The organism is Campylobacter sp. (assembly GCF_019423325.1).
GTDB lineage: Bacteria > Campylobacterota > Campylobacteria > Campylobacterales > Campylobacteraceae > Campylobacter_B.
The window spans coordinates 369,849-391,766 of the sequence record NZ_JAHZBQ010000002.1 but is presented as its reverse complement, the minus strand read 5'-3'; the positions used below and the strand labels follow the sequence as shown (position 1 = coordinate 391,766).

The 21,918-nt window shown below is 46.3% G+C and carries 20 protein-coding genes and 1 other RNA gene; 14 read left to right on the top strand and 7 right to left on the bottom strand.

The window, feature by feature from the left end:
* Window position 1 precedes the first annotated feature (1 nt).
* An RNA gene (gene ffs / locus QZ367_RS06875) (signal recognition particle sRNA small type) lies at window positions 2-99 on the bottom strand.
* A gap of 47 nt (window positions 100-146) precedes the next feature.
* Here ffs and QZ367_RS06870 point away from each other — a divergent pair.
* The 3 genes from QZ367_RS06870 to QZ367_RS06860 all read left to right on the top strand — a co-directional run bounded on the left by QZ367_RS06870 (window position 147) and on the right by QZ367_RS06860 (window position 3,133).
* Window positions 147-566 (top strand): hypothetical protein, encoded by a 420-nt coding sequence (locus tag QZ367_RS06870; RefSeq protein ID WP_177386922.1) that lies wholly within the window; start codon window positions 147-149, stop codon window positions 564-566.
* Between the two features lie 64 nt (window positions 567-630).
* Window positions 631-2,433 carry a translational GTPase TypA gene (gene typA / locus QZ367_RS06865; RefSeq protein ID WP_291938870.1) on the top strand — a complete coding sequence of 601 codons (1,803 nt, stop codon included), beginning with the start codon at window positions 631-633 and terminating at the stop codon, window positions 2,431-2,433.
* A 112-nt stretch (window positions 2,434-2,545) separates the two neighbouring features.
* A complete protein-coding gene (locus tag QZ367_RS06860; protein ID WP_291938868.1) occupies window positions 2,546-3,133 on the top strand; it encodes an HAD-IB family hydrolase in 588 nt (195 codons plus the stop codon).
* 451 nt (window positions 3,134-3,584) lie between these two features.
* On the opposite strand, the gene QZ367_RS06855 is transcribed toward QZ367_RS06860, so the two are convergent.
* Both QZ367_RS06855 and QZ367_RS06850 read right to left on the bottom strand, forming a co-directional pair.
* The gene (locus tag QZ367_RS06855) at window positions 3,585-4,397 is read right to left on the bottom strand and encodes a transporter substrate-binding domain-containing protein (RefSeq protein ID WP_291938866.1); all 813 of its coding nucleotides are present in this window, start codon (window positions 4,395-4,397) and stop codon (window positions 3,585-3,587) included.
* A gap of 224 nt (window positions 4,398-4,621) precedes the next feature.
* Entirely contained in the window at window positions 4,622-5,425 is an 804-nt protein-coding gene (locus tag QZ367_RS06850) for a transporter substrate-binding domain-containing protein (RefSeq protein ID WP_291938864.1), read from the bottom strand.
* Window positions 5,426-5,522: 97 nt separating this feature from the next.
* Here QZ367_RS06850 and QZ367_RS06845 point away from each other — a divergent pair, with 97 nt between their 5' ends.
* Window positions 5,523-6,620 (top strand): hypothetical protein, encoded by a 1,098-nt coding sequence (locus QZ367_RS06845; RefSeq protein WP_291938862.1) that lies wholly within the window; start codon window positions 5,523-5,525, stop codon window positions 6,618-6,620.
* 297 nt (window positions 6,621-6,917) lie between these two features.
* Complete coding sequence (locus tag QZ367_RS06840; protein WP_177386916.1) at window positions 6,918-7,325, top strand: DUF805 domain-containing protein; 408 nt, start codon at window positions 6,918-6,920, stop codon at window positions 7,323-7,325.
* 141 nt (window positions 7,326-7,466) lie between these two features.
* Here QZ367_RS06840 and QZ367_RS06835 read toward each other — a convergent pair whose 3' ends face one another.
* Window positions 7,467-8,048, bottom strand: a complete 582-nt coding sequence (locus tag QZ367_RS06835; protein ID WP_291938860.1) for a Crp/Fnr family transcriptional regulator — start codon at window positions 8,046-8,048, stop codon at window positions 7,467-7,469.
* Between the two features lie 127 nt (window positions 8,049-8,175).
* Here QZ367_RS06835 and QZ367_RS06830 point away from each other — a divergent pair, with 127 nt between their 5' ends.
* The 3 genes from QZ367_RS06830 to QZ367_RS06820 all read left to right on the top strand — a co-directional run bounded on the left by QZ367_RS06830 (window position 8,176) and on the right by QZ367_RS06820 (window position 12,155).
* A complete protein-coding gene (locus tag QZ367_RS06830; protein ID WP_291938858.1) occupies window positions 8,176-8,742 on the top strand; it encodes a hypothetical protein in 567 nt (188 codons plus the stop codon).
* Between the two features lie 13 nt (window positions 8,743-8,755).
* A complete protein-coding gene (locus QZ367_RS06825) occupies window positions 8,756-11,203 on the top strand; it encodes a molybdopterin-dependent oxidoreductase (RefSeq protein ID WP_291938856.1) in 2,448 nt (815 codons plus the stop codon).
* Between the two features lie 235 nt (window positions 11,204-11,438).
* Entirely contained in the window at window positions 11,439-12,155 is a 717-nt protein-coding gene (locus tag QZ367_RS06820) for a hypothetical protein (RefSeq protein ID WP_291938854.1), read from the top strand.
* Window positions 12,156-12,432: 277 nt separating this feature from the next.
* On the opposite strand, the gene tpx is transcribed toward QZ367_RS06820, so the two are convergent.
* Window positions 12,433-12,957 (bottom strand): thiol peroxidase, encoded by a 525-nt coding sequence (gene tpx / locus QZ367_RS06815; protein WP_291938853.1) that lies wholly within the window; start codon window positions 12,955-12,957, stop codon window positions 12,433-12,435.
* A gap of 89 nt (window positions 12,958-13,046) precedes the next feature.
* Between tpx and QZ367_RS06810 the strand changes: the two genes are divergently transcribed.
* From QZ367_RS06810 to QZ367_RS06785, 6 genes are all read left to right on the top strand, one after another.
* Entirely contained in the window at window positions 13,047-14,525 is a 1,479-nt protein-coding gene (locus QZ367_RS06810) for an NINE protein (protein WP_291938851.1), read from the top strand.
* A gap of 60 nt (window positions 14,526-14,585) precedes the next feature.
* Window positions 14,586-15,029 carry a DUF805 domain-containing protein gene (locus QZ367_RS06805; protein ID WP_005872982.1) on the top strand — a complete coding sequence of 148 codons (444 nt, stop codon included), beginning with the start codon at window positions 14,586-14,588 and terminating at the stop codon, window positions 15,027-15,029.
* A 216-nt stretch (window positions 15,030-15,245) separates the two neighbouring features.
* Window positions 15,246-15,758: a heme utilization cystosolic carrier protein HutX gene (gene hutX / locus QZ367_RS06800; protein ID WP_040304324.1), complete on the top strand. Its 513-nt coding sequence runs from the start codon at window positions 15,246-15,248 to the stop codon at window positions 15,756-15,758.
* A gap of 1,019 nt (window positions 15,759-16,777) precedes the next feature.
* Window positions 16,778-17,377 (top strand): disulfide bond formation protein B, encoded by a 600-nt coding sequence (locus tag QZ367_RS06795; protein WP_291938843.1) that lies wholly within the window; start codon window positions 16,778-16,780, stop codon window positions 17,375-17,377.
* A 20-nt stretch (window positions 17,378-17,397) separates the two neighbouring features.
* Window positions 17,398-18,006 (top strand): cytochrome C, encoded by a 609-nt coding sequence (locus tag QZ367_RS06790; RefSeq protein WP_291938840.1) that lies wholly within the window; start codon window positions 17,398-17,400, stop codon window positions 18,004-18,006.
* The gene (locus QZ367_RS06785; protein WP_291938838.1) at window positions 18,003-20,519 is read left to right on the top strand and encodes a molybdopterin guanine dinucleotide-containing S/N-oxide reductase; all 2,517 of its coding nucleotides are present in this window, start codon (window positions 18,003-18,005) and stop codon (window positions 20,517-20,519) included. Before QZ367_RS06790 ends, QZ367_RS06785 begins: the two co-directional genes overlap by 4 nt.
* Before the next feature lie 804 nt (window positions 20,520-21,323).
* On the opposite strand, the gene QZ367_RS06780 is transcribed toward QZ367_RS06785, so the two are convergent.
* Window positions 21,324-21,587, bottom strand: a complete 264-nt coding sequence (locus QZ367_RS06780; RefSeq protein WP_291938836.1) for a Txe/YoeB family addiction module toxin — start codon at window positions 21,585-21,587, stop codon at window positions 21,324-21,326.
* Window positions 21,584-21,847, bottom strand: coding sequence for a type II toxin-antitoxin system RelB/DinJ family antitoxin (locus QZ367_RS06775; RefSeq protein ID WP_291938835.1), 264 nt, complete (start codon window positions 21,845-21,847; stop codon window positions 21,584-21,586). Before QZ367_RS06775 ends, QZ367_RS06780 begins: the two co-directional genes overlap by 4 nt.
* Window positions 21,848-21,918: the final 71 nt, after the last annotated feature.

Sequence of the window (21,918 nt, the reverse complement as noted above, 5' to 3'; positions counted from 1 at the left end):
CCCCTTCCCAGATGGCTGCGGCACATGCGAGATCTAAGTGCTCTGCTGTATTCCTACCCTGAAGCGGTGCCTAAAAAAAGCATTGCACAGGTCTAAGAAAGGGCAAACGGGATTATATGGAAATGTTTCTTAAAGTAAGGTTATAAATGAATTTCAAAAATCATCTTTTATCCGTATTTCGCGAGGTCTTTATTCCTCACCATCGCTCTATCGAGTTTAGAGCCAAAATTTTTGCCGCAATGCTGCTTGCTAAAAAGAAGCAGACAGACGAGGACTACGACGCGATCAAAGATATAGCTGGCGAAATTTATCCGGGTGATGAGCAGCGCATCGGCGTGCTGGTCTCCATCGTAAAAGAGTATATCTTAAAGGCGAAAACCTATAAAAGCTTAAATTTAGATTCGCTTTTAAAAGAGATCGACAGAGATATCAAAAATAACAAAAAATATATCAAAAAGATTGATTTTTCACATCTGCGTCGTTTGATCGGAGATGATGACGAGGATGCGCTAATCCAACAGCGCGTGTATGAGTTTTTTGTCTGCGAAGTCAAAGAATACTCGTAAATTTTTATCTTAAGAATTTTTTTAGTATAATCATCAGTTTTTGAAATTATAAACGGAGAAAAATTTGGAAAATATCAGAAATATCGCGGTTATCGCGCACGTCGATCACGGAAAGACCACTATCGTAGACGAGCTTTTAAAACAATCCGGCACCTTTGGTAATCACCAAGAGGTCGGCGAGCGCGTGATGGACAGCAACGACATCGAGCGCGAGCGCGGCATTACGATACTATCCAAAAATACCGCCATCCACTACGGCGGCGTTAAAATCAATATCATCGACACCCCAGGTCACGCCGATTTCGGCGGCGAGGTCGAGCGCGTGTTAAAAATGGTAGACGGCGTACTTTTGCTCGTCGACGCGCAAGAAGGCGTCATGCCGCAGACGAAATTTGTCGTAAAAAAGGCGCTATCTTTGGGACTTAGACCGATCGTAGTCGTAAACAAAATCGACAAGCCCGCAGCCGATCCGGACCGCGTAGTAAATGAAATTTTCGATCTTTTCGTAGCGCTTGACGCAAACGACGAGCAGCTTGAGTTCCCCGTCATCTACGCCGCGGCCAAAAACGGCTATGCAAAATACGATCTAAGCGACGAGAGCACCGACATGAAGCCGCTTTTTGAGACGATTATCTCTCACGTTCCAACTCCGAGCGGCAGCGACGATAATCCTTTACAGCTGCAGGTTTTCACGCTCGATTACGATAATTACGTCGGTAAGATCGGCATTGCTAGAATTTTCAACGGCACGATAAACAAAAACCAAAGCGTTATGCTAGCCAAAGCCGACGGCACGCACATCAACGGTAGAATTTCAAAGCTCATCGGCTTTAGCGGGCTTGAGCGCACCGACATCGATGCAGCGGGCACGGGCGACATCGTGGCTATTGCGGGATTTGACGCGCTTGACGTAGGCGATAGTATCGTCGATCCCAATAACCCGATTCCGCTTGATGCGCTGCATATCGAAGAGCCGACCCTTAGCGTAATTTTCAGCGTAAATGACGGACCGCTAGCTGGTACGGAGGGTAAATTCGTAACCTCAAACAAGATCGACGAGCGCTTGGAAGCGGAGATGAAAACCAACATCGCGATGCGCTATGAAAACGCGGGCGAGGGCAAATTTAAAGTAAGCGGCCGCGGCGAGCTGCAGATCACGATTTTGGCCGAAAATATGCGCCGCGAGGGCTTTGAGTTCTGCCTCGGGCGCCCGGAAGTTATCATCAAAGAGATCGACGGCATCAAATGCGAGCCTTTCGAGCACTTAGTTATCGACGCGCCCGATGATTGTACCGGCACCGTTATCGAAAAGCTAGGCCGCAAAAAAGCCGAGATGAAGGTGATGAATCCTACCGGCGACGGGCAGACGCGTATGGAGTTTGAGATCCCGGCGCGCGGTCTTATCGGCTTTCGTTCGCAGTTTTTGACCGATACTCGCGGCGAAGGCGTAATGAACCATAGTTTTTTGGAATTCCGCCCTTTCATAGGCGCGGTCGAGAAGCGACAAAACGGCGCGCTCGTGAGTATGGAAAACGGAGTGGCGCTAGGATACAGCCTGTGGAACCTACAAGATCGCGGCGTGCTTTTTATCGCTCCGCAGGCAAAGGTCTATCTAGGTATGATCATCGGCGAGCACAGCCGTCCGAACGATCTGGACGTAAATCCGATCAAGGGTAAAAATTTAACCAACGTCCGCGCCAGCGGCAGCGATGATGCGATCAAGCTCGTGCCGCCGCGAGCATTAAATTTAGAGCGCGCGCTGGAGTGGATCGAGGAGGACGAGCTTGTGGAAGTCACGCCCGTAAATATCCGCGTACGCAAGCGATACCTGGATCCTACGACGCGCAGACGAATGGCGAAAAAATAGAATTTTTGGATGAAATTTTAAAATTCGGCGTGAAATTTAGCTTTTAAATTTCACGCCTTTTTTATAGGTAAATTTTAAAATTTACGCTTCTGAAATTTTACTAGGAGAGGCAATGAATCTTGTTTTATTCGACTTTGACGGCACGATCACGCGCGATGATTCGCTGCTCGAGTTCGTCGCCTACGTAGTCGGATTTAAGAAATTTTTTCGCGGGATTTTGGTGCTATCACCCATTTTAGCGGCGTATAAGTTAGGTCTTGCGAGCAATAATTTTACGCGCAGAAAGCTCTTGGGCTATTTTTTTGCAGGCATGAGCGCCGATAAATTTGATAAAATTTGCAAAAAATACTCCACCACCCACATCGAAGATATCCTAAAACAAAGCGCGATGGACAAGATCGCAAGCTATAAAGCCGCGGGCGATAAGATCGTCATCGTCACCGCCTCGCTCGAAGATTGGCTACGTCCGTGGTGCGACGCGCAGGGCTTGGAGCTTTTAGGCACTAAAATACGGCGCAAAGGCGGCATCATCACGGGCGAGATCGAGGGGCAGAACTGCTACGGCGCGCAAAAGGTCGCTCGCGTGCGCGCGGCATACGACGTGCAGGCTTTCGATCGCGTTATCGCTTACGGCGACAGTAGGGGCGATCGCGAGATGCTTGAGTTCGCCGATGAGGCGCACTACAAGGCGTTTGAGTAAAATTTAACGGCTGAAAGTTTAAAATAGCATCTGCGGCGACTGCGCTTTTGCCGTGAGTCAGAATTTGCCTCACGCAGAATTTTATCCTTTTAAATTTATCGCGCTTATCTGGGGGATTTTATATCACACGATAAATTTTATATTTTATCGCAGCGCAAAAGCCCTCAACTACGAAATTCTGTTGCAGCATAGGATTTTAAAATTCTCGGTGCGGGTAAAATTCTAAAATTCCGTCATGCATAAAATTTTAAAATTCTATCATAGCGTGAAATTTTGCTCCGAATGGAATAGATGTTTTTAAACCGAGCGTGAGATAAAATTTTAAATTTTGAAATTTTGCGGAATTTCTCGCTTACTAAAATTCCAAAATTTGCAGATCGCGGAATTCTACTCGCCGCGTGCGAAGCGGAATTTCAAAATTTCAAAATTCCGCGCCTTAGAATTCTAAGATCTAAAGCATATTATAAATTCCGTCTAGCAGGAAGTATTTTTTATCCGCAGTGCCGCGGTAAAATGGCTCGAAAGTGTCCTCATAAGCCTTTTTGAAAAAGCCCTCTTTGCTTAGCTTAATTAGATCGGCATTGATGAAATCAAGCAGGCTTTGATTGCCTTTTTGCACGCCGACGCCTAAGAATTCCGCCGCGCCTAGGTTTTTAAACGGCACTTCGAGCGTATCGTCCACGACAGCATAGGCTAGGACGATGATGTTGTCGTTGGCGTAGCCGTCGGCTCTGCCGTCCTTCATCATCGCGTAACACTCGCTAGTATTTTTGCAATAGACCAAATTGCTAAATTTCTCTTTGCGTAGATAGCGCTCGGTCATCGAGCCGTTGGGATTTTTTTCGATTGAAATTCTCATATCACGAACCTGTGCGAAGTCCTTCACTTGATCCTCTTTACGCGTTACGATGCCAAAATTTACCGATAGATACGGAAGTGAGAAATCCACCTGCTTCTTACGCTCTTGCGTAATCATAAAGGTGCCGATGACCATATCGACCTTGTTATTTTTCAAAAACGGGATTCTATCGCCTGCGGTTACGGCTACGAACTGCACTTCGCCCTTTTTATCGCCGAAAATGTCTTTGGCGATTGAGCTAGCAAGCTCGATTTCAAAACCCTCAAACTTGCCGTTATTAGACTCGCTTAGCGGCGGACGACCTTCGCGCACGCCCACTCTGATAACACCTGCCTGCCTGATTTCATCTAGTGTATTTGCAAAAATGCTAGCGCAAAATAAGGCTAAAATAAAAAGTAATCTCATAAAAAGCCCCCTACTTTTTAGTTTTGAAATAATTATAGCACTATATATTTTAGAGAAAATAAATGCAAGCGGTTTAAAATTCAATCACCGCGCGTATGCAGGTTTAAAATTTAGGGGCAAAGCGGGGATTTAAAATTTCGCAAATTCTAAATTTTAAATCCCAAGATTTATTCGTTATGCAAACTGCCTTCGATAAATTTTATATTTTAATTTCTAGCTCGCTTTTATAGCAAGTCATAAATTCCGTCTAAAAGGAAGTATTTTTTATCCGCCGTACCGCGGTAAAAAGGCTCAAAGGTGTCCTGATAAGCCTTTTTGAAAAAGCCCTCTTTGCTTAGTTTTACAAGCTCTGCGTTGATAAAATCAAGTAGCTCCTTATTTCCTTTTTGCACGCCAATACCGATGAAATCGGGCTTGCCGAAGTTTTGAAACGGCACTTCGAGCGTATCGTCCACGACGGCGTAGGCTAGCACCGTGATATTTAGATTGACGTATCCGTCGGCTTTGCCGTCACGGATCATCGCGTAGCATTCGCTTGTATTTTTGCAGTAGCTTACGTTGCTAAATTTCTCTTTTTTGAGGTAATTATCTACGGTCGTGCCCTCTTCGGTTATGAGCCTCATATCGCGCAAACGCGATATATCTTTGATGGCGTCCGCTTTGCGAGTTAGTACGCCGAGATTGGTCGAAAAATACGGCATCGAGAAGTCTACATGATTTTTGCGCGCCGAATCGATGACGAAGGTAGCTGCAACTATATCGACTTTATTATTGACTAGATACGAGACGCGATCGGCGGCGCTTAGAGAGACAAACTGCACTTCGCCTTGTTTGGCACCGAAAATCGCCTTTGCGATCGCATTGGCAAGCTCGATCTCAAAACCTTCAAATTTACCGCCGCTAATCTCGCTAAAAGGCGGTCTGCCATCTCTGACGCCTACTCTGATGACGCCGCTATTTCTGATCTCTTGCAGCGTGTTTGCAAAAAGCCCCGCACAAAGCAAGATCAAAGTAAAAAGTAGTTTCATTTGCCGCTCCTTTGTTTAGGTTATTTATGGCTAATTCTAGCGAAATTAAAATCAAAAGGCGCTTTTTTAGGCTAAATTTATTTGCCATTTGCTTTTTATGAAATTCCAAGGCACCGTTAAATTTAGCCTTAGATTTGATATAATCGTGCAAAATTTAAGCGAGGGCGATATGAAAAATTTTATCTTTTTGTGGCTTTTGCTTGCGAGCTGCGCTTTCGGCGCCGCTAAGGATGACCCGAGAGTTTCTGCTTCACAGCAAGCAGAGTCAAATTTATCGCAGCCAAATTTTGAAATTTTTTACGATGAAAATGCTAGCAATGCGCAGATAGATGCGGGCTTGGACGCGCTTTTGGAATTCGCGGCGCAAAACAGGGGCAGGATCGACGAGGATTTCGGGGAGTTTGGCGAGCGGATTTTTACGCCATTTATTGCAAATATGAAACTAATGCGAAGTGGAAAGCTTGATTTTACACGAATTACTCGAATACTTGCGTTTAAGCCTGATTTGAACTACAATGAAGGATATATCGGCTCGCCGTTGCAAACTGCGATTTCTTACGGCTGTCCGCTTGATTTTGGTGCGGGTATTGATGCGCCAAGCAGTGCTGATTTAGGTGCAGACGAAAAGAATTTGATAACTCCAAGCGAAAAGTTAGGACGTCGCACAATTTTAAAAAATGCGGATGTGCTGCGATTAGTGCGATTTTTGGTAGAGCACGGCGCAAATATACATGCACGCGGATCGTTACATCTAGCCACATCGTGCGGAGATTTTGAGACGTTTTCATTGCTTCTTGAGCTGGGCGCTACAGATATTAGCGGCGTGGTAAGCTCGGTTGCAGGCGGTGAGCTGCTATTTTTACGAGATGCAGGTTTTATCGTTTCGGCATATAAAAATCCGCCTGATCCACGCGCTCGTGAGTTCATAAATAGCGCGAGATTTAAAAAATTCCGCGACGGAAGGCTACGCTATGTAGAGGAAATTTTAAAATTTCAAAGCTTGCGCGAGCTACCGCAAAATGAGTTAACGGGCTTGATTAAGCTAGCCTCAGTACTGGATGATACAGACACGGCGGAGTTTTTGCTCGCTCACGGCCTTTGCAAGCAGAAGGAGCTTTGCGAGTTTCTAAAAGCGCAGGCAAAAACTTACGACGCTGCAAAAATTTCTAAAATTTTAAGCCGCAAAGAGAAGTAAATTTTAAAATTTAAGCAGCACGGCGTGGCAAGCGGATAAAATCGCTATTATAATTGCGCCAGTCGCAGCCGCTCTACTTTGTCATTTAACGCGAGCGAAAAAGCAAAATTTGTTCCGCCTAACCTACCCTCCTCCGCTTATCAAACAGCTCGCTATTAAGTTCATTCGAGATAAATTTTAATGTATTTGCCAGACAGCGCGGCGGCGAAGGTAAATTTTGAAATTTAATCAATATAAAGGACAAATTTAAGTGCCACTATTATATAATTTATCTTATTTTTTAAAAAGGAGTTTGAGATGACTTTTATAGAGTCTGTTCGCACTTGTCTCAAAGAGAATTATTGTAATTTTGAGGGGCGTGCACCACGTTCAGAGTACTGGTGGTTTGCATTATTTGCGGCACTTTTAGGAATCGTAACGTTAGTATTGGATGGCTTTTTAGGCACCTATGCCGTTACGAGTTCCGGTAGAATGATCGGTTTCATTAACTCAATCTTTTTATTGGCAATACTTTTACCTTCTATCGCCGTAGCGGTAAGACGCCTGCATGATACCGATAGAAGCGGCTGGTTTTATCTGTTAATTTTTGTCCCGATAATAGGTCCAGTAGTATTGATCGTATTTTTTATCCAGCAAGGCACTAACGGAGGCAACCGCTTTGGAGACGATCCGTTGCGACCCGCAAGCAGAGGCTCGATTTTTTAAACGCAGCTTTGTAGCACACATAAGCTTTGCAAATAGGCTAAATTTAGGGCTAATCCCATTTTGGTTTTAGCCCTTTTTACTAGGCGGTTTTGCTTAAAACAGCCTTTTATATTTAAATTTAGATTCGCCGCGAGATTCAAACTACAAAATTTTAATTCTATTGCCCTTTAATTTCACTATTTTTTTGTCGTTTACGAGCTTCGTAATCGCCTGAGAGACGTTTTGGCGAGGCGCACCGAGCAGGCTTGCAAGCGTCATTATATTAAAGGGAAGCTCCACGATCTTATCTGCGTTTGCAATGCGATTTAAGAAATTTAAAATCCGCGTCTGGATCTTCGCAAAGACGATCTCTTTAATTAAAATTCGCTGCGAGTAGATGTTTTTGATAAGTGCGTTTATGATCGAGCTTGCAAACTCGTCTCCGAGCAACTCGAAAAGCTCCGAGATGTTGATCTGCAGCGTCTCGCAGTCGCTTAAAATTTCAAGGCTCGTGTTTTTATCCAAGCAGACGTAGGCGCCGCTTCTTACGAAGCTAAAGATAAATTCCTTACCGTTTTCGTAGCAGTTTAGCTTCGCCCTGCCGCGCAGTAGAATGATAAATTTAAACTTTTGCGCGTAGATCACGTCACCGCGAGCGTAGCTTTCGCGCCTAAATTTAGCAATCCGCTCCCTGCTTAAAAAGTCGAATTTCTCGCTGTAATCGTTATTTAGTCTATCTATCATAGCAGCTCTTTGCATAAAATTTCACGTAAATTTTACATAAAAAGGATAAATTCGTCGCAATCGCGACAAATTTAAATTTATCTTTGATTTATAATTCGCGTTAAAGACAACCTAGAAAGGATACTTTATGAGGAAAATTTTTATCTCATTTATCTGTGCGTGTTCGCTTTTCGGCGGCGAGGTGATCTCCAAAACCGCTACGATCTCGCAAGACGGCAAAGCAATCGGCGAGGCTGAAATTTTAACACCGATCGAGGTGATATCCAGCGAAGGTGGCGTTACCAAGATTAAAATTAAAGGCGTCGTGAGCGAAAACTATCAGCTTCAAATACAAAAAAATATGAAAGAGGCTGAAATTTACGCGATTTTTACGAACGAAGCCGAAGCAAATTTTAAAAAGGGCAAAAAGCTCGAGGACGATTACGGCGAGATCTGGTACGAAGCCGAGGGGATTTACGAGATCAGTTCGGATGCCGTAGCTAAGGACGCTAAGGCTCTTTATGCGGAGGCAAAGACAAACTACGAGCAGATCTGCTCGGCGTGTCACCGCCTGCATGAGCCAAAGAGCTTCACGGCAAATCAGTGGCCTGCAAATTTACAAGAGATGATCAATGCAAACTACGTAGCGCTCGAGGGCGACGAGCTAAATTTGATCATAAAATATCTACAACACAACGCAAAAAAACCTGAATGATAAAGGAGATCAGATGAAAAGGCGAGACTTTTTAAAGGCAGGGATTTTAGGCGCAAGCGCGGCAAGCGCTAGCAGGATTGAGGGGGTTTCTCAGACGATTTTCGATAACAAAAAGGTATTCGGCGCGAATAGATTCGGTCCTTTTTGGCTAAATTTAAACTCGTCGCAGATCGTTTCGGTAAGCGATTTCGAAGGCGATAAATTTCCAAATACGATGAATTACAGCTTGCCGGATAATATCCAAAACGAAAACCGCGTGCTCTATCCGATGGTGCGTAAAAGTTATCTAAAGGCAAAAGGTGCGGCAAAGAGTGAACTGCGCGGTAAAGAGGAGTTCGTGCGCGTTAGCTGGGACGTAGCGCTTGATCTAGCCGCAAAGGCTTTGAAAGAAAATTTCGACAAATACGGCGCCGAGGCGATCTATGGCGAGTGCTACTGGTGGGGCGGTAGCGGCAAGATCGGCTGGGGACGCACCGTAGCGCACCGAATGCTTAAAATTTTAGGCGGCTACGTAGAGGAAAGCGGCGATTACTCCACCGGCGCGGGGCTTGTTATAATGCCTCACGTGTTGGGCTCAAGCGCCGTTTACGACGCGCCTACTACGTGGAAAGCGATCGTCAAAAACGCCAAAAACGTCGTATTTTGGGCGACTGATCCTGCGGTAACCAATCAAATTTCATCCATTCCGCCTACGCACGACGGTTATATCGGCATGCAAGAGCTTAAGAAATCGGGCATCAAAACTTATAGCGTAAACGTAATGAGAAACGACACCGCGCGCTACTTTGATAGCGAAGATATCATCCTGCACCCAAATACCGACACCGCGCTCATCATCGGTATGTGCCATTATCTGTTTACGAACAATCTCTATGACGAGGAATTTATCAAAAAATACACCGTCGGATTTAATAAATTTAAAGCGTATTTTCTAGGCGAGAGCGATAAAATCGTGAAGGACGCAGCTTGGGCGAGCAAAATTTGCGGGCTTAGCGAGGAGGCTATTGTGAAATTTGCTACGGCGCTTGCAAAGGAGCCGAGCACGATTTTAATCGGTCGCGGTTTGCAGCGCGCCGATCACGGCGAGCAGCCTTTCTGGGCGCTAGTGGCGCTTAATGCGATGCTAGGGTATATCGGCAAGGAGGGTCTCGGCTTTGAATTTAGCTTAGGCTACGGTTCTGCGGGCGCTACGAATAAAGTGGCTCCAATTTTAAAGGGGCTTAGCACTCGTATAGATGAAAAATACGAAAACACGGGCTCTGCGCCTTGGAAAAGTGCGAAAAACATTACCATCCCGTCCTCTCGCAGCATAGAGGCGCTGGAGCATCCGGGTAAGCAGATCGACTACGACGGCACTAAAATCAAGCTGCCGCATATGAGGGTTGCTTATATGGCGTGCGGATCGATGTTTACGCGCCATCAAGACGTGAATAATATCGTCAAGCAGTGGCGTAAGCTCGACACCGTTATCACCGCCGAGCCTTACTGGACGAGCACGGCGAAGCTTAGCGATATCGTGCTTCCGGTGGCTGTCGAGGTCGAGAGAAACGACATCAACCAAACCGGCGCTACTGGCGAATATATAGTCGCTTACAGGCCCGCAATCGAGCCGATGGGCGAGAGCAAGAGCGACTTTTGGATCTGCGAGCAGATCTGCAAGCGCTGGGGATACGGCGAGGTCTTTAGCGAGGGCAAGGACGAGCTAGGATGGATGAAGGAATTCTACGCCGATGCCGTAGAGCAAGCTAAAGGTCTAAATATAACGATGCCTAGCTTTGAGGAATTTTACGACAAAGGCTTCGTGCGCTTTGAAAAGGACGACGAGAGCAGCGCGCTATACACGCGCCTTGCGGCATTCCGCGAAAATCCCGCCAAAAACCGCCTAGGCACCCCATCTGGCAAGATCGAGCTTTACTCACCAACGATCGCTAAGATGGGCTATGCCGACTGCCCGCCGATGCCTACTTGGATCGAGCCGAAAGAGTGGCTGGGGGATGCGAAAAAGACGGCGAAATACCCGATTCATATCGTAAGCCCGCACTCTCGCTACCGCTTGCACAGTCAGCTAAACAACTCGATCATCAGAAATTTCGCCGAGGTTAGCGGCAGAGAGCCGGTGCTTATCAATCCAAAAGACGCCGAAGCGCGCGGGCTTGCGAACGGCGACATCGTGCGCGTTTTCAACGATCGCGGCGAAATTTTAGCGGGCGTGCTCGTTACCGACATCGTGCCCGAGCGCGTCGCAGCGATCTGCGAGGGCGCGTGGTACGATCCCGAGGTTTGGGGCGAGAAAAGCCTCTGCCAGCACGGCTGCGTAAACGTGCTTACGTTTGATAAAGGCACGTCAAGTCTCGCACAAAGCAACTCGGCTCACACCGTGCTAGCGCAGATTGAGAAATTTAAGGGGGAGATTAAGCCAATACAGGCGTTTAGTAAACCTAAAATTTTGCAGTCGCTATAACATTTAGCGCGTCGTCTTTTAAACGTCTTTGAATGAGCTAGAAAATTTCGCCCTGCGACAGGCTGATTGCCTAGTCTTGGGACGAAATTTTCGTCGCAACATTCAAATCCATCTTAAAATACTTCCGCTTATCTTTTTATGCTCAAATTTTGTAATCCGTCAAATTTGAGCTTAAATTTTGCGTGGACTAAAAACTCTGCTAAAATTCGCTCAAATTTAACCCAAAGGTCGAGCCGTGCAAATCCCGAATTTGATCCGAAATTTTATCCGCAAACGCATCGTTTCAGAGTCCATTTTGCTGCCTTTTTTCTACCCCGACGAGGGCGAGTTTGAGAGTTTTCAGAAGGGGTATAGGCTAGTTAGCCGCAAAACGGGCGAGGAGCTTGCGGACGATACGCCCGGGCAGTGGCGCAAGAGCTGGCGGGTCATCGCGCGTAACGGCATGGATGATCCGTTTTTCGTAGATTTTGCCCTCGGGGACGCCTCGCCCGTTTATTTCGCTTATCACGGCGCGGGCTCGTGGGAGCCGATAAAGGTAGCGGACGATATCGTTAAATTTGAAGAAATTTTAACCACTCTTGCCGCGCTTAAAAAGCCCTGCTCGCTTGAAGCGATCGCGCCGCTTGCTGATTTAAACAATGAATTTTACTGCGAGCTGGCGGACGACTACGCGCAGCAAGATAAAGCGCACGAGGAGCTGGGGTATAGATATTTCAGCGTTTTCATCGAGGACTTGGGCGCGGACAAGGTAAAAACGCTCGTGTTTTTAAAGAAATTTTTTGAAGACGGGAGCTTTGCGGCGACTAAAGATAGGACGCGAAATTTGCCGCTTTGCGTATTTAGCGGCATAGAGGAGCTGGCGCTGCCGCTGCAGGACAAACTCGCCTCGCTCGGAGTTAAATTTTACGCGCGGGAGATCTCTTTTAGCGAGTTTATCGCGCGGAGTAGTTAAGCGGGCAAATTTTAAAATTTCAATTCCCGCTATGGCTAAATTTAAAATTTAGCAGCAGGCGATCCTATTAAATTTCGTGCTCGTTCGCTTGCTATCGTAGTGCGTTAATAGCTTTGCGTACGCTGGAGCACAAATTAAAGCGTAAAATCAAAATGTAAAATTGAAGTAGAATTTTAAGCGCCCTACTTCGTTTTTTACTTGCAGTAGGGCGAATTTGCTTAAAGTAGTGAACTAAAGCGAGGCTAAAATTATCCAAACCTTGGATCCATTATCTTGCTCAGTTAGAGCAGCTGTTGCGAGCGACGAGCTCTGCAAAATCTAGCGCTGCGTCGTAGTCGGGCTCAGAGGCTATATCACTTACAAGCTCTTTATAAACCACGACGCCTGCAGTATCTATGACGAAGATCGCTCTGGCGCTGAGACCTGCTAATGCGCCGCTGGCGATGAGGGTGCCGTAGCGGTGGCAAAATTCCTTATCGCGGAAATCGCTTGCAACGCGTAGATTTTTTATCCCCTCAGTCGTACAAAACCTCCCCATCGCAAACGGCAAATCCATCGAAACGACGATTACTTCGGTGTTAGGAAGCGATGCAGCGCGCTCGTTGAACTTGCGTGCCTCCGTCGCGCAGACGGGCGTATCTAGCGACGGCACGGCGACGATGATTTGCACGTGCTTGCCGCTAGCGATCTCGATTTCGCTTAGATCTTGAGCTACTAAGCGTACTTGCGGCGCGCGATCGCCTAGATTTATCTCTTGCCCGCTTAGCTCTACGGGCTTTCCTTGAAATGTTACTGTTGGCATTTTTGTCCTTTGTTTTGAATTTGTAGCGGCGAATATACAAAAATTCCTTAAATTTCAGGTAAAATTGCTTTAAAAATCAAGGAGAGCAGATGGGCGAAGACATTTGGGGCAGCAGCAGCAATCCTGCGTCGCTAGCCAGTATAAGACGTAAAAGCGGCGAAGAAAAAAAGCCCTTGGATGAGAAGCCACAGGAGCAATCTGAGAATTTAGATTTAGCGCAAGAAGCTCTTGCGGCGGATGATACTATAGAGCAAAATTCTGCGGCTCAGAATTCTATAGAGCAAAATTCCACTTCCATAAGGCAAAATTTTGCTCCACAGAATTCTGTGGAGCAAAATTTAGCTTTTGCAGCTCAAGGCTTGGATGAAGAAAATTCTATTTTGCGAGATTCTGCTGCGACAGGCTCTAGCGAGCAAGATTCTAACGCCAAAGGCTTGAATTCTACCGAAAATGCTATGAACTCGCAGAATTTTACAGAGCAAAATTCCACTTGGCAAAATTTAGCTTCCTCAAATTCCGATAGAATTAGCTCTACGCAAAGCTCAGCTAAGGCTTACGATCTAAATAAAGCCTACGCGTTTTATATGTTCCTCGGGCCTTTCGGCGCGCATAGATTTTATCTTGGGCGTATAATTTCCGCGATTTTTCAGCTTTTAGGCGGGCTGCCATTTCTCATCTGGCTCTTTTTAGTAGTGGTTACTGTCATGTGGACGAGTATAGAAGGTAACGATCTGTTAGCGCTTATAAACTCATCTCGTCCGGATTTGGGTGTGCAAGCATCAGACCTAAAAGATATAGAACAGGGCTTTTTTCATTTTATGGTTATTTTCTCGGTGCCCAATGTTTTGTTTTTAATCTGGCTTATTAGCGACTTTTTTAGGTTGCCTGAAATGGTGCGAAAGCTAAATGTCTCCGTAGGCGCGGGAGCAATCCTGTATGTTTATACGGATGATGCTAAAGAGCAGAGCGAGAATCTATCTACTGCCAAAACTACCCTTTATATAGCGTTTGGGCTTGAGGCGTTAAATGCGGTAGGCAGATATATCAAGAATGTAGATAAAGTGGGTGCGTTGGAGGGCGTTGGACTTATATCGATGATATGCCTAGCTGTGGGGCTATATTTTTTAGCGCGCGCTATACGCAGCACGGATCTACTATCAAACGCCGTGATAGTCGGGGTTTCCTCGGCCATAAGCGCAGTAAGCACTATATTTGTAGGATTTGAATTGTTTAAGCCATCAGTTTTTATGATAAGCATTTATTGTGTATGCACAGCGGTATATCTGATCTATCAGCTGCTAGTTAGTAAAGAGCTTTACGATTGCAGCGGAGAGAAGAACTATCTAAGAGCGTTTTATGTTATTGCAGCTACGGAGATAGTAACTCTAGTCTTGATAGCGCTTGACTCGCAGCTTTTCGCTTTAGTATTTGCCATAGGGTGGTTAGCTTCGGTAGTTTTAAATGTTTCGGCGGTTTATGGCACTAGGGAGATTACTGCCTCAAAAGGTGGCTACGGCCTAGCGAATCTGGCGTATCACGTAAGGCAGATGAATAGGCGGGAGTTTTAGGTACTTAAATTTAAGGGGCGATTAGTATAATCCTATATTATTTTAAAAAAGGAGTTTTAAATGACTTTTATGGAGTCCGTGCAAACTTGCGTCAAGCAAAAATACGCCGCATTTAGCGGGCGAGCATCAAGGTCGGAGTACTGGTGGTTTTTTCTATTTACCGTGCTTGGCGGGATTGTTTTGAGCTTGATAGATGGCGTTTTAGGCACTACAATAGGGTACAATCAAATAATAGCCGGCAAAATCGTCCATCAAGAAATCGGCATTATAGATGCGCTTTTTCAGCTAGCTATGCTCGTGCCAGCCATCGCCGTATCAGTCAGGCGACTACATGATACTGATAGAAGCGGCTGGTTTTTTCTGCTTATTTTAACGCCGATCGTGGGTGCTTTTTTCGGCGATATCGGGCTTTTGGTATCATTTGTGGGTTGGATAGTGCTGCTTGTATTTTTCGTGCAGCGCGGCGATAGCGGGTCCAATCGCTTCGGATACGATCCGCTATGATACAGCTCTAAACTTTGCGGAATTTTAGAATTCTAAAATTCCGTGCAGATAAAATTCTTTGTATTATCGTTTAAAATTCTACACATAAGCACTTTGCAGCGCTAAATTTTTCTTAAAATAAGCTTCGAAAATTCGCTCTAATTGATTGCCGTTATCTGTAACTTAGAATTTTTATATTATAATGGCGCTCAAAATTTTATTTTAGAAAGGATGAAAATGAAAGAGAGAATCGAGGCGCTGTTCGCGCAAAACCCTAAAATTTCGATCGCGCAGATCTGCAAGGAGCTCGGCGCCAAGGAGATCGACGTGCTGCTAAACCTGCCCGAGCGCTTCGGCAAGAGCGCCGGCGGCGATAAATTCGGCGAGGTCATTAGGGAGCTTGAGAGCTGGGGCGAGGTGCTTTTCGTAAAAAATACGCCGAGCTTCATCATCGAGTTTAAAACCAAGATCCCAAGCGGCAAGAGCGCGCAGGGATATTATAATTTCGGCATGGGCGCAAACGGCGATGAGGCGCATGGGCTGGGCATTTTGGGAGGTCATCTAAAGACGGATGAGATCGATAAGATTATCCTCGTGACGCAGACTTTCATGGGGATGCTCTCGAAATTCGTGGGCTTTTACGACAAGGCGGGCGAGAATATCTTTAAAATTTACGTCTCGCGCGACGAGAAAGGACAGCTTCTAGCCGAGCAAGACGCGAAATTTGAAGCGCTAAAAGCCGCGATTTAGCGCTCGCGCAAGGCTCGTTTTGCGTAAAATTTGTCCTTGCGCGGGCATTTAGGCTTGATCTCGCCCTTTATGCGCGAGATCAAATCCGTAAAATTCTACTGTGAGATAACACTGCGCGTACTCTTGCGGGTTTGCGCGCAAAATCGATCCGCGCCGCCGCCTTCTTTATCTCCCGCCTATGCGTATTTATGGTTTTGATCTGCGGCGTAGAATCGCCTCCTTTTCTCGCCGCCTTCATTCAGAATCGATCTTGTCGGTTTAATTTGCCAAACCGACTTTAACACGCGGGAATTGTTTTTCGAATTTGACGCAGAACCGTCCTCTTTTTTCATTTTAGCCTCAAGCGTGCGCAGTATCTTGGGCGCAAAGAGTTTGAATTTAAACGGGCTTGCGGCAGGGCGAATTAAACGGATAAAATTTAGTCGGAGGATTTATGCAGCCGCGTTTTTAACGGTCTCAAATTTTAAATTTTAGATTTGCTGCGCTGCGCCACCGTAAGGCGTAAATTTCGAGTACGGGCTGTTTTGATCGAGCGCAACTTCGGGCGATCACGATTTTAAGCGCGCATTGTTTTAAAATTTGCGCCGCGCCGCTAGCTTTATTCTATCTTATCACGCCGCGCTCCGTTCTACCGCGCCTATCTTCTGCCGCATCTCGTCTTGTCTCGCTCTCCTTTCTGCCCCGCGCCCACTCTTTTTTAAAGAAAGGCGTGCGACCGAGATAAAAACCGCCCTACTTCGGATCAAAATTTTATTTTTCCTCAAAACAGATCCCGATAAAGATAAAATTTTATAAAATCTATCATTTTAATTTCATATCTCAAAAACGTTTCGCCGTTACGAAAGGAGCGTCAAAATTTTAAAATTGAAATTTTATACGTTAAGCTTAAAGCTTATAAAACTCCGATATTTAGGGCAATGCAGACCTGAATTTTTATCTTTTATTGCTATAATTCCCTTATAAATTTAAATCTTAAGATTAAAAAGTATTCTTAAGAATTTTATAAGATGGAGGATATCTTGAATAGATTGATTTTAAAGATTTACGCGTGGCAAAATACCGCTGCGCCGTGGTTTTGGCTCTTTGTGATAAGCGCAGGCTATCTTGCGACATCATATTTTTTCTTTCAGCGCTGCCTTTTTATGTCACCTACGCAGATGGGCGTCCTCGTACGTCTGGGCTTTGCCGTAGCGGGCGCGGGCGCGCTCATCGGCTTGCTGATGTCCTTTAGCTTCATAACACGGCTCATTGCTTACGTGCTTGGCTTTACGGGCGCGATATACGGCTATTTACAAAGCTCCGCGCCGCACCCCGCCGCAGATACGGCAAATTGCCTCGCAGCACCCGCCTTTCCTTTTGCGGCGCCGCTTGATAGCCTGCTGCCGGAGCTATTTCGCCCAGCAAGCTGCACGGGCACTCCGTCCTTTCCCGCAGGCACCGCGCTTAGCGATGTGCAGAGCTTTTTCGGCGGATTTTACGGCGAGGGATTTTATCTGGTGCCGAGTATTAAATTTGCAGACGCGGCGCAGTGCGCGCAGCTAGCGTTTGCGGCATTTGCGGCCGTTTTAGCCGTGATGTTTGCGAGCTTTTTATACGGCAGATTTACGAGAAGTTTTTAAAATTTTAAGAAAGGATAAGCATGAAGTTTTTAAATTCTATTGCGGCTGCGGCGGCTCTTGCGGCTGCGATCGCAAGCTGTGCAAACGCCGAGGTCAAGGCAGGCGAGACGCTTTACGGCACGGTGCTAAAGCAGGTAAGCGTAAGCGGCGATTTGTCGCACAAGGACGGTAGGCTGCTGCCTACGAATGCCATAGAGGTTTTGGAGGTCAAGGACGGAGCGGTGAAATTTTCGCTCATCGGCTATCAAAATCCAAAGGCGCCCAATGTTATTTATTTCACGCCTAAAGCGCGCATAATCGCGGTGGCGTTTTCGAAGCAGGCTAAATTTCAAAGCGAGAGCTTGGGCGAAGAGGACGGCTTTAATAAGGTTAAAATAACCGCCTACACCGACGAGGGCGCGCTAAGCGGCGACGTGGATAAAATTTTCGCGGGCGCTAAGGAGAAATTTGAAGCCTCGTGTAGCGTCTGTCACGCTCTACATCAGCCCGCAAGCTACGAGGCAAACAAATGGCCCGGCTACATTAAATCGATGCTTTCGCGCACGCCTATTAGCAAAGACGAGAGCTGGACGGTGGTGCAGTATCTGCAAAAGCACTCCAAGGACGTAAATTTAAAGGATATGAAATGAAAAGACGAAATTTTTTAAAGCTCGGCGCGGCGGTCTCGGCGCTTCCGCTCATCCCAAGCTCGATGCTTGCGGCGGATAAACTTACCGCGCTTAAGAAAAACAGCGAAATTTTAACCGCGGCGCGGTGGGGAATTTTAAAAGCGAGCGTCAAAAACGGCAAGATCGTAAAATCCGCGCCGTGGAAGATCACCTCTAAAATTCCAAATACTCTTCAAAATACGATGGCGGATCTCGTTTATAACACGCGCATCAAAGCGCCGATGGTGCGAAAATCATATCTCGCCGATCCCGATAATCCAAAGCCCGAGCTTCGAGGGCTTGACGAATGGGTCGAGGTAAAATATGAGGACGCGATCAAACTCGTCGCGCGCGAGCTTAAAAAGACGCGCGAGCAAAAGGGCGCGAGCTCGGTATTTGCGGGCAGCTACGGCTGGCAGAGCACGGGCAACGTGCATGTCTCAAGGACGCTGCTTCATAGATTTATGAACTTAAGCGGCGGCTTTACGGGCGTCACGGGCGATTACTCCACGGGTGCGGCGCAGGTCATAATGCCACATGTAACGGGCTCAAATCAGGTATATGAGCAGCAAACCTCTTGGCCCGTGGTGCTTGAAAACTCCAAAGTAGTGGTCTTTTGGGGGCTCAATCCGATCTCTACGCTTCGCGTAGCGTGGACGAGCTCGGACGAGCAGGGATTTAAGTATTTCGAGCAGCTAAAAAACAGCGATAAAGAGATCATCATCATCGATCCGATCAAAACCGTAAGCGGCAAGTATTTCGAGGGCAAGGCGCGATGGATTGCCCCTCGCCCTAACACCGACGTAGCGATGATGCTAGGTATGGCGCAGCACCTCTACTCACAGGGCAAGTACGATAAGGAATTTTTACAAAACTACACCGTGGGCTTTGAAAAATTCGTCCCATATCTCACGGGGCAGAGCGACGGCGTGGCTAAGACGCCGGAGTGGGCTAGTGAAATTTGCGGCATTAGCGCGGACGTGATCAAAGAGCTTGCGATAAAATTTTATGAAAACCGCACGATGATAATGGCGGGTTGGGGTATCCAGCGCGCTCATCACGGCGAGCAGGCACACTGGATGATCGTAACTTTGTGCGCGATGCTGGGGCAGATCGGACTTGCAGGAGGGGGCTTCGGCTTTAGCTACCACTACGCTAACGGCGGCGCGCCTACCTGCGCGGGCGGCGTGATCGGCGGAATGAACGCGGCAAGCGTCGGCGTCGTTAAGGACGGCAAATTCCTAGGGCTTGCGCAGGATCAGAAACAAGGCGGTGAAGCAGCTCAAGCATGGCTGGTAAATACGGCGAAGGTCGCTTTTCCTCTAGCTCGTATCGCGGACGCGCTACTAAATCCTGGCAAGACGATCGACGCGAATGGCGCAAAGATCACTTATCCGAAGATCGATTTTATCTACTGGGTTGGCGGAAATCCAATCGTGCATCATCAAGATACCAACACTAACATAAAGGCTTGGCGCAAGCCGCGCACCATCGTAGTGAATGAAATTTACTGGACGCCGACTGCGAAGATGGCGGACATCGTATTTCCGACCACGACGGAGTATGAGCGCAACGACATCACGATGAGCGGAGACTACTCCAATATGCATATAATCCCGATGAAGCAGGTCGTCGCCAAGCAGCACGGCGCGAAGGACGATTATCAAATTTTTACCGACCTTTGCAAGGCTTACGCAGACGGGCTTGCCGAGGCTTATACGGACGGCGGCAAAACGGAGATGGATTGGATCAAAGAATTTTACGAAGGGGCAGCTAGCGCCGTGAATGCAAACACCGCTTTGGGAATACAGATGCCGAGCTTTGAGCAGTGGTGGGAGAAAAACGAGCCGACAGAATTTTACGAAACGCCGGAGAGTACTGCGTACGTGAGCTTTGAGGATTTTAGAAATGATCCTGTTTTGGAGGCTTTGGGAACGCCTAGCGGGCTGATTGAAATTTACTCCGATACGATTGCTGCGATGAACTACAAAGACTGCGGCGCGCATCCGATGTGGTTCGAGCCCGTCGAGTGGCTGGGGATGAAGGATAAGCCTGCGAAATTTCACCTGCTTAGTCTGCATCCGTATGACCGCTTGCATTCGCAGCAGAGTAACACCTCAAATCGCAAGAGATACGCCGTCGCGGATCGCGAGCCGGTGCTAATAAATACCGAGGACGCTAAGGAGCTCGGTATCAAGCAGGGTGATCTGGTGCGCGTCTATAACGCTCGCGGCGAAATTTTGGCGGGAGCCAACGTAAGCGACGACATAATGCGCGGCGTGGTGCAGATCTTCGAAGGCGCGTGGTACGATCCTAACGCCGAGGGGCTTTGCAAAAACGGAAATCCGAACGTGCTTACGATCGATCTTCCTACGAGCGAGCTTGCCAATGGCAATATCGCGCACACGGCGTTAGTAAATATCGAGCTTTATAAACACAAGGCGGGCGAGGATATCAAACTAACCGCATTTATGCCGCCTAAAGGGGCGAAGTAGGGATTGGGAGCGGTCTGGGGTTTAAGACTGGCTCATTGCTGGCTTGGACTAGATACGCCGATCCTCTACAGGCTTTAGCCAAACTCGCCGTGGTTTTGCTACGGCGAGTCGGGTTTGTTTGACTTACCGCAGCTGCTGATCGTAGACGATTTAGCTTGCTACAGCCTCGCGACTGCAACGATAGGTCACAGAGCTGATTTAAATTTTATAGCCTTGCGCTTGCAGTGATGACTGAGTTGATTTGACTTATCGTAACTTTGAGTTGCGGCAGGCTGGAGATAACAGCGAGCAATATTTGCCTCGCCGCCCTACTCTCTATTTGCTCGTGAAATTCTCGCTAAATTTAAGAACTTACCGTTTGGACTAAAATTTCAATCCAAACTAAAAAACCGCCTAAGCTTCCATTTAAAAATTTTCTTCGGAATTTGCGTATCGTTAAAACCGTCGCTGTAAATTTCATTTTTATCGGTGAAATAACCGCTGTTTTGAGCCTGCGGTATAAAGTCGGTCCGATCTTCTATTTTTACGTTTAGCGCCTTGAAATATTGCAGCAGCTCATGATACTCTTTTGCAGATACGGCATTTATTAAAAAGCAATTTCTGTTGTTAAATTTAACGACGAAATTTCTTTTTAGCAGCCAAGGTAAAATTTTGAAATTTACTGCTTTAAATCTGCACTGAATTTCAAAATTTTAAGCCATAAAATAAGATAAAATTTTAAAATTCCACGCCTTTTTTTTGGTGTGAAAGTTTTTATTTTGGGACAAATACTACCGCTTTGATATTGATGCTTTTGTACGTATTTTACTTATCTCCATAGTGAGTTTTACACTGAGCTATTTCTATGGCGCCATTAGATATTCTAAATACGAGCCGATTTTTTCCATCTATTCTAACACTATAAAGCCCCGATAAATTGCCCTTTAGCGCTTCGGGTTTGCCTATACAATCGTAGCCGTTACGCTCTATATCTAGGATTAACTTATTTATGCGCTTTAGAATATTTTTATCATTTTCCTGCCAATACAGATAATCCTTCCAAGCTTCTTGCGACCAGATTTTTTTCATTGATCCGCTTTTAACAAATCGTGCTCAATCCCGCTATTTTTCTTTAATTCGTCAAAAGAGCGCTTAAGATGAGATAAATTTTCGTGGCTGTAAAAGGGATCTGCTGTCAGCTCGAAAGGAATTTTGCGTTCTTGCAATACTTTTTTAGCAAATATTGTAAAAGCAGTAGTTAAATTTAGCCCCATTTCAGAGCATACTTCCTCCAACCCTTTTTTAAGCTCGGCATCCATTCTAAAATTTACGTTTATAGATCGCGTCATATTGTTTCCTTTTTGATTGCATTATACATTATTTATATGGATAATGCAATGATTTATAAATGTGTTTTGCT